Source organism: Bacillus sp. PS217, from assembly GCF_037963535.1.
GTDB classification, from domain to species: Bacteria; Bacillota; Bacilli; order Bacillales; family Bacillaceae; genus Bacillus; species Bacillus subtilis.
Genome location: NZ_CP150157.1, coordinates 3,530,323 through 3,542,519 on the forward strand (window position 1 = coordinate 3,530,323; position 12,197 = coordinate 3,542,519).

Genomic DNA, 12,197 nt, shown 5'->3' on the forward strand with positions numbered 1-12,197 from the left:
TCAAGGCTTCATTCTTTCAGTAAATCAACAAGAAGAGAGGCCACTTTATGTGTATCGTGACGTATTACGTCATTTTTATACGTTACAATTTGATCTCTGATGACTTCAAGCCCCATCGCTTTCAGCTCTTCGATATCAAAATCAACAGGACGCGCCGATTCCATTTCGTACTTACGTTTTATTTCGTCGGGAATGTCTTCACTGTTCACTAATATCGTATCAATAAAACCACAGCCCATATGCTGATTGAGCGCTTTCACATGATCAGCAGCGGTGTAATGGAGCGTTTCGCCGGGCTGAGTCATCACGTTGCAAATGTATACTTTTTTCGCGGGCGCCTTTATCACTTCTTCCCCGATTTTTGGGACGAGCAAATTGGGAAGAATGCTTGTATAGAGGCTTCCCGGGCCGATAATAATCAAATCCGCTTCCCTGATCACGTCTATTGTTTCCGGCAGCGGATCAATCTGTTCAGGCGTGAGAAAAACACGCTTAATGCGCTGTCCGTATTCTGGGATCGTTGACTCACCTGATACCACGCGGCCGTCTTCCATCTCAGCATGCAAAACGACACTGGTATTTGCAGCCGGCAAAACCTTTCCTCTTACATTCAGCACCTTGCTCATTTCTGTGACAGCGTGAAAAAAATCACCGGTTATATTTGTCATCGCTGCCAAAATCAAATTCCCGAGAGAATGGCCTGTTAAGTCATTCCCTTTATTGAAGCGGTGCTGAAAAAGATCTTCAACAAGCGGCTCCACATCGGATAAAGCGGCAAGCACATTTCTGATGTCTCCGGGAGGCGGAATTTTCAGTTCATTCCGCAGACGGCCAGAGCTTCCCCCATCATCGGCAACTGTTACAATGGCCGTGATGTCAACAGGTTTATGCTTTAAGCCCCTAAGCAATACAGAAAGACCTGTACCGCCGCCAAAGATTGCAATTTTCGGCTTTTGTCCCATCTTATTTCCGGCTTCTCTTTTCAATGTCCCGGTGAGTAACATGAGTATAGTAATCCTTTTTGAAATAATCAGCTAAATTCTCGGCTAATGTCACAGAGCGGTGCTGGCCCCCTGTGCAGCCGATCGCAATGACAACCTGGCTTTTTCCTTCTCTTTTATAAGATGGAAGCATAAAGCTCAGCAGATCAATTAATTTCTCATTGAACTTTTGTGTTTCATTCCACTTCATGACGTAAGAGGAAACTTCTTTATCCTTGCCAGTCAGCGGCCGCATGCTTTCGATATAGTACGGATTCGGCAAAAATCTGACATCAAAGACGAGATCTGCATCAATTGGAATACCGTATTTAAAACCAAATGACATGACATTTACGGTAAATGTCTCTCCTTGGTTTGTCGCAAAGTGCTTCACGATTTTTTCACGCAAATCACGCGGCTTCATGTCAGACGTATCGTAAATGATTTGAGAGCGGCCTTTTAATTCCTCAAGCAGCTCTCGTTCCAGCGCAATGCCTTCAAGCGGCAGGCCAGTCGCTGCCAGCGGATGCGAGCGTCTCGTTTCTTTATATCTCGTGACGAGAATGGAATCCTTCGCGTCCAGGAATAAAATTCGCGGTGTGATCCACGGATTTTCGGCCATTTCATCCAGCGCTTCAATCAGCCGGTCAAAAAATTCGCGGCCGCGCAGATCCATCACGAGCGCAACTTTGCTCATTTTCGAATTTGATTCCTTCATCAGCTCTAAAAACTTCGGAAGCAATGAAGGCGGAAGATTATCGACGCAGAAATAGCCGAGATCTTCAAAGCTTTGAATGGCGACAGTTTTCCCCGCTCCCGACATTCCGGTTATAATGACAAGCTGAATATCATGTGATTCACTAACACTCATCTTTCTCCCCCCTGACTTGTCTTTCTATTTGATGTGCTGCGGGTCTAAACGATAACTGAGCAGCTCAAAGTCCGGTGTATACGTAAATGTGCCGTGCAGCAGCCCTTGTCCCTTCATCATAAAATCAAGGATATGGCCGTCTCCAGGGGCCATAGGAAGGCTCTGAATGTCATTGACATCGTGCCACTGCAGTTTGCCTTCCTCTGATTCTGATACATTTTGTCCTGTGTATGAATCAGCGACAAACGTAAACATCATCCACTCGGAGACAATGTGGTCACCGTCTTTAATAATAAAGGTAAAAACGCCTTTTAATTGAGGATTTATGATATAGATACCAGTCTCTTCTCTGTACTCTCTGATGACGGAGTCTCTGACTGATTCTCCGCTCTCCATCTTGCCGCCCGGGGCGACCCACCAGCCGCGTCTCGGCTTTTGAAGCAGAAGAACTTTGTCGTCCGTCTGAAGCACACAATTTGTCACTCTTTGCAAGTACGTCACCTAACCTTCGTCCTGTCATCGTCTCTTTATTATACCGCTTCAAGATGCCTCCCACAATGAAGAGACATTGACAATCTTTTCTTCTATTTTACAGCATATTCATTCCTTAATTCAGATGATTTTGCTGTAACTGGCATTCATCTTTTATTTATGGACAAAAAAAGGACACGGATAACTGGAGAATCCGTGCCAAAAAAGTGTATTCATTATAAAAAGGGGGTCAATTACTTTATTAATCATAACCGAAAAGCATTACACATGTGTTACAGCGGAATTAAAACCCAGTAACGTAATGTGAAACTCGTATGACAGCCCTTTTTATTTTAAGGTTTTCAGCGTTTCTTGGAGCTCTTCGACATAATGCTGTACGCTTTGTGCCGCAATGCTTCCGTCTCCTGTAGCCGTTACGATTTGGCGCAGTGATTTTTCGCGGATGTCTCCGGCAGCGAAAATCCCTTCAACCTTAGTTTCCATGCGGTCGTTTGTTTCGATATAGCCTTCTTCATTCGTAATGCCCAGGTTTTCAAACGGTTTAGACAGAGGAAGCATGCCGATGTAAATGAATACGCCGTCTGTTTTGAATTCACTTTCTTCACCGGTTACCGTATCGACAAGCGTTACGTTACCGACTTTGCCGTTTTCCTCATGAATTTCCTTCACGGTTTTGTTCCATAGGAAGTCAACTTTTTCATTATCAAATGCTCTCGCTTGAAGAATACTTTGAGCACGGAGTTTATCACGTCTGTGAACAATCGTTACTTTTGAAGCGAAACGAGTCAGATATACGCCTTCTTCAACCGCGGAATCTCCGCCGCCAACAACGACTAGTTCTTTGCCTTTAAAGAAAGCGCCGTCACATACTGCACAATAAGATACACCGCGTCCGCCCAATTCTTTTTCGCCAGGCACGCCGATTTTTTTATACTCCGCACCTGCAGCAATGATGACAGCACGGGCTTTATATTCTTTTGAACCAGCTTTGACTACTTTGTACTCTTTGCCGTCAACGACTTCTTTAATATCGCCATAAGCGTATTCAGCGCCGAATTTTTTCGCGTGTTCAAACATTTTGTTAGAAAGCTCAGGCCCAAGGATACTTTCGAATCCAGGATAGTTTTCTACATCTTCCGTATTGGCCATTTGTCCGCCAGGAATTCCTCTTTCAATCATTAATGTCGATAAATTCGCTCTTGATGTGTATACAGCGGCCGTCATCCCAGCAGGGCCCGCGCCGATTATAATCACGTCATAAATTTTTTCTTCTGACACACTATTCACTCCTTAAACCATCTTTTCAAGTTTGGGCTCTTTCTTATAAGATAAGAATCCCCATCAAACGTATTCCTTACCCATATCCTATAAAATCTCATGGTGATACGCTATTTTTTTGCTCAACACGATTAAATGTATTCGAAAAGGGTATATGTTAATAAAGAAAGAGCCTTCTGTTTTAGAAGGCCCTTGTCATATTTATTATTGAACAACACGTCTTACAACGCCTTTAAATGCTGCTTTCCAGTAAGGATTGCTCATAGAGTCAACAGATACGCCATGAGATGTATTGTCGTTTAGGAAAGTACCGTTTCCTAAGTAGATTCCTACGTGTCCATTTGTTTTGTAAGTGTCAAAGAACACAAGGTCTCCGCGTTTCATTTCAGACGCGCTGACAGCTTGTCCTCTGCCAACTAACGTATCAGTAGTTGTCCCGCCTACAGGTCCAAGGTTAACACCTGCAGAAGCGTATGCCCAGCGTACGAATGATGAGCAGTCAAAAATACGGTTGTTGATATCAGATTGGCTGCGTCCGCCGCCAAACTTGTACGGAGATTGTCCTACAATGCTTGAACCAACGCTGATCGCGCCTTCAATTCCGCCAGAGTTGCTGATAACAGTGCCGCCTGAATTGCTGTTTGAGCCGCTGCTCTTCTTAGAAGATGAGCCGTTTGACGAACTGTTTGATGAACCGTTAGAAGAATTGTCTGAAGAATCATCAGATGAGCTTGCTTTTGCTGATTCAGTTGTCGCCGTTTGACTGTCATCTGTTTGTGTTTCATCAGATGCTTTTTGTGCTTCTTCCTGCTTTTTGATCAAAGCAGCCGCTGCTTCTTGTTCTTTTTTGATGCGTGCTTGTTCAGCTTCAGTATTTGCTTTTTGATTTGCAAGTTCAGATGCCTCTGATTTTAATTCAGAAATCGCTTTAGCCGTTTTCTTTTGGCTTGCTTTTGCTTCGTCGAAAAGCTTGTCTTTTTCATTAAGCTGTTTATCAAGGTCTTTTTGCATTGTTTCTAATTTAGCCAATGCAGCTTGAACTTCTTTCAGCTTGTCATTCAAATCCGCTTCAGAATCTTCGAGCTTCGCTTTATCCTGCTCTTGCTGTTTGATTAAATCTTTGTCTGCGTCCACAATAGATGAAACCGCAGTCGCACGAGAGATAAAGTCACCAAAGCTTGTTGATCCTAAAAGAACATCTATGTATCCTTGAGATCCGCCGCTTTCCTGTAAAGAACGAACGCGTTTTTTCAGGATTTCATTGCGTTTTTCGATGCGTGCTTCAGTTTCTTTAATCTCTTTTTTCAGTTTTTTGATTTCTTCTTTTGTTTTATCATTTTCTTCTTTTTTATCTTCGATCTTGTTGCTTGTATCAAGCGCCTTAGCGTTAATGTCTTTCAGTTCTTTTTCAATCTTTGATTGATTTTCCTGAAGCTCAGTTAATTCTTTTTCCTTCGCTTCAATGCTGGAAGCAACCTCAGATTGCTTGCTTTCGATTTTTTGTTTCTTTTCATCTAATGTTTCCGCCGATGCAGTTTTACTTGTAAATGGGATCAAAAAACTGCTTGTCCCGATGACGGAAGCCAAACCAAGTGTAATTAAACTCTTTCTCACTTTTTATATCCTCCCTTTTACTGTGAACCTGTCCTCATTTGGAATCGTATTTTGAACATCAAGTTTCGTTCCTCATACTCTACGAGGAATGATGGTTGTTTATGGTTAATTATTCTGTGCATCTCTTATTCTGGTTGTATAGCGTTTATTTCACATCATATGTAAAAAACACTAATTCCTTATGTACGAGAATCATTATACCATCAAGTTTCGACAAATTAGCGATAAATTTTATTACATTTATGTTTCAAACAGATGTCAAGTCACACATCATTTGTCATTTTTCTTAAGCGTGTAAAAAAACTGTCGATATTATTTTCTCAATATAATCTATCAAACAAAAAAAGAGTCGATTAAATAAATCGACTCTTTAAAATTTACTATTCTAGAATATCATCAATATATTTCATATATTTCGTCAAAGTTGCCGGAGAGATGCCGAATCGGGCCGCTGTGTCTTTTTTCGTGTCTTGCTTGCCATGGGCTTCTTTCCAAATATAACAGATGGCTGCTGCCCAGCCTTTCTCATTCTTCAACGGAGCAGCTGCACGAATTTGCTGGATGACATGGAAAACCCAGCAGCTCATGACTTCTGTTTTCATCTCTTCTTTTTCAGCTTGCTCTAATAATTTGACCGTTTGATAAGCGAAAAGTGCATCCTCTGAAACGTCAGCAGCAGCAGAATCTCCATTCAGAAGCAGCTTTACAAAATGATTTTCAAAAGGAGCGGTAATTCTCTTTGAGCGTATCACCGCTTCAAGATGCTCCGTTTCTCCCTTTGTGCTGCTGATATAATAGGCTGCGAGACGCTGCTCCACAGATGAAGGAAGAGCTTCCCTCCGCTCAATCCAAGGCGCCGGGCGGTCTTCGCCGGGATATTGCGACTCGACTTTTCTCCAGATCGTCTCGGCAAAGTCGGTATGTCCCGTAAAATAAGCAGAGCAGGAAAGCCAGTAAAAGAAGGTGTCGTCACCTTCAAAGCCGGTTTTATATAATGATTTGAGCCATTTATATCCGATCTCGTAGCGGCCGACAAGCGCCAAAGTAGCACCCAATTTATAACGCTGCTCCAATAGCATCGGATAGACATTGGAGAGCTGATCACTCAATTCCGCCACTTTTTCGTCTTCTCTTTCATAATAGTAGAAAACGAGAAGATTGCATAAGGCGTGAAGATTTCCTTCATTATGAGAAAGCACTTCATAAGCGGTTTGCTTCGCTTTTACAACGTTTCCTGAATAGAAATAGGCAAGCGCGAGATTGTTGTATGCTGACCAAAGCTCCGGATATTCAGCTGTGATTTCCTCAAGCGCCGCAACCGCTTCAGCAAGCTGGCCGCTTTCCAGCAATGACTTTGCCCGATCCTGTTTCACCAGCAGTTCATCCTGATCATACAACGAATCTTCAATGCCGTCGTCTCCTAAATCGAGCAAATCAAGCAGACTATCGTTTTCTTCGGCGAATTCACCATCCGGGTCCGCATCAGAATAAGCGGCCGCTTCTTTATAAGCTTCCTGGAAGAGCCCCAGATGGGCAAAGTTATTCGCTTTAAAGTAATGGCACTCCGGCATTTCGGCCTCCAGATTTGCCATGATATAGTCAAGAAGATCGTTCGACTCTTGATACTGGCCCATTTCCGAATAAATGACCGCAAGCTGTGAAAGCATCTCTGAATCCTCCGGCTCCAAATGAACCGCGCGCTGAATCAGTTTGCTTGCCCGTTTTAGATTGCGCTCTTTATAGGCTTTCAAGCCTTTATGAAAAAAATATTGTCCATCTTGAAGCAGCTGGACAATTTGTGCGTGATTTTTATGTTCAGAAGTGTGTTTTCCCACAACTACCCTCCGTTTTATACAATATTACCGTCAGTAGTATACCATAAATCGTAAGCCCCTCAATAGTTCAAAAGGAAGGATTAGGAAAATCCCTCCTCTTTTTTATTGGCTGATTCGACCAAAATTTACCCGGCTTTGTTTTCTAAGTCCGCATTCATTTTCAGCTGCTGTTCAGCAAAATCCCTATAAAGACCATGGGAAGCCATTAACTCATGGTGTGTTCCACGACCGGTAATTTCCCCTTTTTCAACAAACAAAAGCTGGTCCGCATCTACAACGGTAGATAGGCGGTGAGCGATCACAATCGTTGTGCGGCCCTCCATCAGCACCTCAAGCGCCTGCTGAACTGATTTTTCAGATTGGCTGTCGAGACTTGAGGTCGCTTCATCGAGCATAAGAATGCTTGGGTTACGGAGAAGCGCTCTCGCAATTGCGATTCTCTGCCTTTGTCCGCCTGACAGCATAATGCCGCGTTCGCCTACTTCTGTATCAAACTGATTCGGCAGCTCCTTTATAAAATTGAGCGCATATGCCATCTCCGCGGCTTTTTCGATCTCAGCATCCGTCACATCACGTTCTAACCCGTAGCAAATATTTTCTCTGATTGTCCCGGACATTAACGGGCTTTCCTGTGATACATACCCGATGTGCTCCCGCCACGATTCAAGCGAATAAGTATCAATCGGCTCGTCCCCCAGCCGAATGGACCCTGCAGTCGGAGAATAAAAACGTTCAAGCAGCTTAAACAGCGTCGTTTTCCCCCCGCCGCTCGGACCGACAATCGCTGTGACTTTACCTGCTTCAATGACAGCGCTGACCTCTTTTAAGATCAGCTGATCAGGCTTATATCCAAAAGACACGCGATCAAGCTGGATAGGGAGATGCGCATTTTCAATTTGTTTTCCTGTCACTGTATCTTCCTCTTCCTCTGCCAAAATCTCAATCATTCGTTCTGTTGCACCGATTGATTTTTGCAGCTGTGTGAAAAACGTTGTAATCTGGCCCATCGGCATAATAATTTGAAACAAATATAAAATAAAAGCCACGAGCGCTCCGGCTGTGAGCTCGCCTGATGAGACCTGCATGCCGCCATATCCGATCACTGCGACAAGCGCTGCCATTAGCACGAGTGAGATAAGCGGGCCGACAAGTGATTGAACCTTGGCTTCACGAACGCCAAGCTTAAATAATGAGGAAATCCCCATCTTCCCGCGCCCATATTCGACATCCTCCGCATTTGAAGCTTTGACAAGTCTGATTTCCGGAAGAATTTGATTCAGCAGGCCTGTAAAACGGGCTGTTTCATCTTGCGTTTCTCGTGAGATAGAAAACATCTTGCGGCCAATCGGCATTAAGATGAGAGCGGCCAGCGGAACGACCACTAACACTAGCAGTGTCAGCTTCCAGTTCATAATAAACAAGATTGTCAATGATCCAATGACAGAAATGATGCCTGTAATAAATCCGCTGATATGGGTTGTAATCAATTCTTTGACAACCATCGTATCGTTCGTTACACGGCTGACTGTTTCTCCGGAAGCATTTGTATCGAAATAAGAGACAGGCAGCTTAATTAATTTCTTCCATAATAAATCCCGCAGCCCGGAAATGATTTTTTGTCCATTATAGTTAAGCGCATAGGTGGCATAAGCGCTTAAACCCGCCTGAACGAAAAACACCAGCGCGATCAAACCGATTTGCGTGCCTGACAGATTTGACATAGAAAAACCATCGACAAGCTGCTTCGTTAATAATGGAATGAGCAGGCTGACCAGCGTGGTTACTACACTGAGGGCAAGCGCAAAGGCGAGCTTTCCATAAGAAGGATTGGTCCGTCTTACTAAGGCAAAAAAGGGTTTCAATTTACTTTTAGATTTTTGTTTCTTGTTTGGCATATATTTTCCTCCTGTTTCAGCGTTCAGAAAGGTGAAAAGTCATAGCAAAAGGATGATTTTTACTCTTTCTCAATCATATCAATGGCGAGAGACTTTTTCAGTATATTTTTGCCGTGATGAAAATAAAAGATCTCCCACTCATTGTTTGAATAGGAGATTTTTTATGTTAGAGCACTGGCTTCTTTTTTCTGTAAGTCAATGTTACATCCTGCTGCCGCAGGTCTTCTATTATCATTTTGTACCGATCAACTTTTGCGGTATGTTCTTCTTTTATCATCTCAAGGGCAGCTTTTCGTTTTTCGCTATTAGACTCAAGCTCTTTTTTTATTTTTTTTACAATCAACCCTTTTTGCCCTTTGATTTCCTCTTTTAATGAAGACTCAAATTTCTTTGTCAGGCTGAGAAAGTCGTTGATCGGTTGATTGAGGGTGCCCGCTTTCCCCTTCATTTCATCTTGGGTAAGAAACATATAGGTCGTTGATACAATTTCTGTTTCACTTTCTGAAAATAAGGAAGTCACTCTTCATATTCCTCCTAAGGCTGAAAATCAAATAACTGAGAAATCATTTCTTCTTTTTCAAACAGCTTTTCAATACTCTCGCGGATATTTTTGATAAAATCTCTTTTTTCTGTTGTCTGTTTTTTTAATTCAGCAACAATTCCATCATTAGCAGGAAGCGCACCTGTGTGGAATGATTCATGAACTGAGATTTTCTCCAATTTATCGAATGTGTGGCTGAAACCAGCTGCAAGCCGGAATTGAAGATCGAAGGCATAATGCAAAGGGTTTTCTTCCATATGATGAATAGCCGTGATGATCGCCTGCTTTTTGTCTATGAAGTCTTCATCGATTTCCTGACTGTAAACCTTCTGGTACTTAGAAATCGCATCTTCCATATCTTCAACGATTTTCATACCGTTTTGATAGATTCTGACAGCGGATGAGAGATTGACTTGAATCGTTTCTCCCGAGCCGCTCTTCCCTGTAAAATAAATATCGGAGCCTTTATAGCTGAAGCCTTTTTCCTTTGACAAGGCGTTGAGCATTTGAACGATACTGTGGCCGTCGACGATAAGTTTTAGTGCGTCTTTTGTTTCTGTGTCGAGTGTTTTCAATGAGGATAGAATTGATTTTACATAGTCCACTATTTCACCAACGTCTTTTAAAGCTTGCATAAATTGGCCATGCTTTAAATGGTCAATGAAATGTTCGTACCGTAATTCTATGCCTCGCATACTCGCATTAATATTCGTTAATTCTTTTTTGATGACTTTCTTTTGCGTTTCATCAATATAACCGTTTTCAGCTAACTGATCTACGACCGGTCCGCTGTTTCTCAACAAGGTATGAAGAAAACCTAAAAACGACGGCAGTTCCTCTTTTATTCGGCCATACATTTGCTTAACATCATCAAAATGCTCATATAGGACACTTACTTTCTTTAAAGCGCCGTCTGTGTTTTTCACTTTTTCAATCAGGTCTATGTCTATCCCGCTGGCTGCCTTTATAAAACCGTTCAAGCCGTCTTTTTCATAGTCATCCTTATATTTTTGAAGGAATTTTTGAATTGACCTCACATCTTCGTCAGGAACCCCATCCATAATATTTCGAATGCCTTTTACACTTGTATTTGTATCTGCCATCTTCACATCACCGAATGTAATGAAATCGGCCTTGCCGCTGACTCCATACAGCGGGTCATCTTTTGAGATGCGTTGGGTGATGTTTGCTGTTACGCCTTTGTCTTCATAATATTTTTGGATTTCTTTTTTTAACTTTTCTGGCGGGATGGAATCTATATCTTCATATTTATAACTAAATTTCCTAATAACATATCTATATAAACTTTCATCAGTTTCAAGTAATTGATCAATATTGACTTGAGCTCCATTTACCCCATAAACTCCATCATATTCTCCATCAATCAATTGCACCATAACTTGGTTATTATTTGCAAGTGAATGTCCTAAGGCGAATGTTTTTAAATCCTCAGAGTTACCTGCTGCTTTCTTTGCTTTGTTAGTAAACTCCTTTGTAGCCTCATACTGACTATGATCAATTCCTAAAAATAGACCAAAAAAGTTATATGACCAATCCTTATTATCGGCACTACCTTCTGAAATAATCTGAAGCTGATCAATATGTTTTTTCTCATCTATTATATGGATTGCCGTTCCATCGTAACCTGATTCTCTGGTCGAACTTTGTATACTTGTATTCTGATTTACAAGTTCATTGGAGGTGTAAATTTCAATTTTCATATTCTCAGGAAGATCGTGGTGGGTTTCCTCTTTATAAATTCTGCGTATATCTGCTTCGAAATCCTTCTTAGCTTTATTAACTTCACTTGCAATAGTTGAGGCAAACTTTTGTTTATAGTCATATTCTAAATCAATTAGCCTTAACTTTACGTTCTCATTCTCAAATACATTTTTATTTCCCATCTTATTTCTCCTTTTTATCTATTAAAAAGGTGATAGAATTAATTAATTTCTCAACTTTATTTTTAGCCTTTTCTTCATCTAAGGAGCATGGTTGATTTTCATTTTTGCATCCAAGAGTAAAGGCGTATTCTACTCCTAAGTTATCTTCTTCTGTAGACTTAACATATCCAAAATAACTGTATGAATAATTATATTTTCTATCAATATCGTCAAAGATGTCTTTTTTCTTGGCAGTGTAAATATCCGTTTTATTTTTGCTGCTTTTTTTGTATTCGCCTTTATAATCATTTTTTCCACTAACAATATCTAGCATTGTCTTAGGTTCATTCACAAAACTTTCTTCTTTGTAATATGTTACATGGCCATCAAACATTACATTGGTGTCTTTATCATAACTATTAAATCCAATACTTTCTTTGTTTTTCCCGGTTAACGATGATCTTCTTGATAGATACTTCCCATCCTCCGGAAACAACATCCTAAACCCTTTCAGCTTAGATTCCAGCAAATAATATCCTGGTTCCTCTTCTTTTGTTGACACCATGTACTCTCTCGTTTTCTCGTCCTGAAACGCAGGTACTTGAGGCAGATCCTTGGGATCCATGTCTTTTGGTTTTACCGCTTCTGTTTTATTGTCATTTGTGGTGTTTTTATCATTGTCATTCATACTGCATCCTCCTGTCAGGGCAAGTAATAAGCTGAAGCAAATAAAGATGATCTTTTTCATTACGAACCTCCACGGGTTTTGTGAGAATAGTATTCTATTTTATATCAAAAATAATCCTAT

General features: G+C 41.4%; 10 protein-coding genes. All 10 read right to left on the reverse strand.

The window, feature by feature from the left end:
• Positions 1–8: 8 nt before the first annotated feature.
• On the reverse strand, positions 9–962 hold the full coding sequence (gene mgfK, locus NSQ83_RS18345) for a gluconeogenesis morphogenetic factor (RefSeq protein ID WP_046161093.1): 954 nt from the start codon (positions 960–962) through the stop codon (positions 9–11).
• Between the two features lies 1 nt (position 963).
• On the reverse strand, positions 964–1,851 hold the full coding sequence (rapZ, locus tag NSQ83_RS18350) for an RNase adapter RapZ (protein ID WP_003243903.1): 888 nt from the start codon (positions 1,849–1,851) through the stop codon (positions 964–966).
• A gap of 24 nt (positions 1,852–1,875) precedes the next feature.
• A complete protein-coding gene (locus NSQ83_RS18355; RefSeq protein ID WP_080478281.1) occupies positions 1,876–2,352 on the reverse strand; it encodes an 8-oxo-dGTP diphosphatase in 477 nt (158 codons plus the stop codon).
• 318 nt (positions 2,353–2,670) lie between these two features.
• Complete coding sequence (trxB, locus tag NSQ83_RS18360; RefSeq protein ID WP_003228139.1) at positions 2,671–3,621, reverse strand: thioredoxin-disulfide reductase; 951 nt, start codon at positions 3,619–3,621, stop codon at positions 2,671–2,673.
• 204 nt (positions 3,622–3,825) lie between these two features.
• Positions 3,826–5,235, reverse strand: coding sequence for a peptidoglycan DL-endopeptidase CwlO (gene cwlO, locus NSQ83_RS18365; protein ID WP_021480679.1), 1,410 nt, complete (start codon positions 5,233–5,235; stop codon positions 3,826–3,828).
• Positions 5,236–5,615: 380 nt separating this feature from the next.
• Positions 5,616–7,070: a tetratricopeptide repeat protein gene (locus NSQ83_RS18370; protein ID WP_015251148.1), complete on the reverse strand. Its 1,455-nt coding sequence runs from the start codon at positions 7,068–7,070 to the stop codon at positions 5,616–5,618.
• A 125-nt stretch (positions 7,071–7,195) separates the two neighbouring features.
• The gene (gene bmrA, locus NSQ83_RS18375) at positions 7,196–8,965 is read right to left on the reverse strand and encodes a multidrug resistance ABC transporter ATP-binding protein/permease BmrA (protein WP_046663982.1); all 1,770 of its coding nucleotides are present in this window, start codon (positions 8,963–8,965) and stop codon (positions 7,196–7,198) included.
• Positions 8,966–9,131: 166 nt separating this feature from the next.
• Positions 9,132–9,485 (reverse strand): hypothetical protein, encoded by a 354-nt coding sequence (locus tag NSQ83_RS18380; protein ID WP_014481007.1) that lies wholly within the window; start codon positions 9,483–9,485, stop codon positions 9,132–9,134.
• A 14-nt stretch (positions 9,486–9,499) separates the two neighbouring features.
• Positions 9,500–11,410, reverse strand: a complete 1,911-nt coding sequence (locus NSQ83_RS18385; RefSeq protein WP_198878468.1) for a DUF6792 domain-containing protein — start codon at positions 11,408–11,410, stop codon at positions 9,500–9,502.
• 1 nt (position 11,411) lies between these two features.
• Entirely contained in the window at positions 11,412–12,137 is a 726-nt protein-coding gene (locus NSQ83_RS18390; protein WP_041338853.1) for a hypothetical protein, read from the reverse strand.
• Between the last annotated feature and the right edge of the window lie 60 nt (positions 12,138–12,197).

What these genes read in the sequence shown, in the direction of transcription:
- mgfK (WP_046161093.1), bottom strand. Translation starts at nt 962, where the DNA reads ATGGGACAAAAGCCGAAAATTGCAATCTTTGGCGGCGGTACAGGTCTT.
- rapZ (WP_003243903.1), bottom strand. Translation starts at nt 1,851, where the DNA reads ATGAGTGTTAGTGAATCACATGATATTCAGCTTGTCATTATAACCGGA.
- bmrA (WP_046663982.1), bottom strand. Translation starts at nt 8,965, where the DNA reads ATGCCAAACAAGAAACAAAAATCTAAAAGTAAATTGAAACCCTTTTTT.
- NSQ83_RS18385 (WP_198878468.1), bottom strand. Translation starts at nt 11,410, where the DNA reads ATGGGAAATAAAAATGTATTTGAGAATGAGAACGTAAAGTTAAGGCTA.
- NSQ83_RS18390 (WP_041338853.1), bottom strand. Translation starts at nt 12,137, where the DNA reads ATGAAAAAGATCATCTTTATTTGCTTCAGCTTATTACTTGCCCTGACA.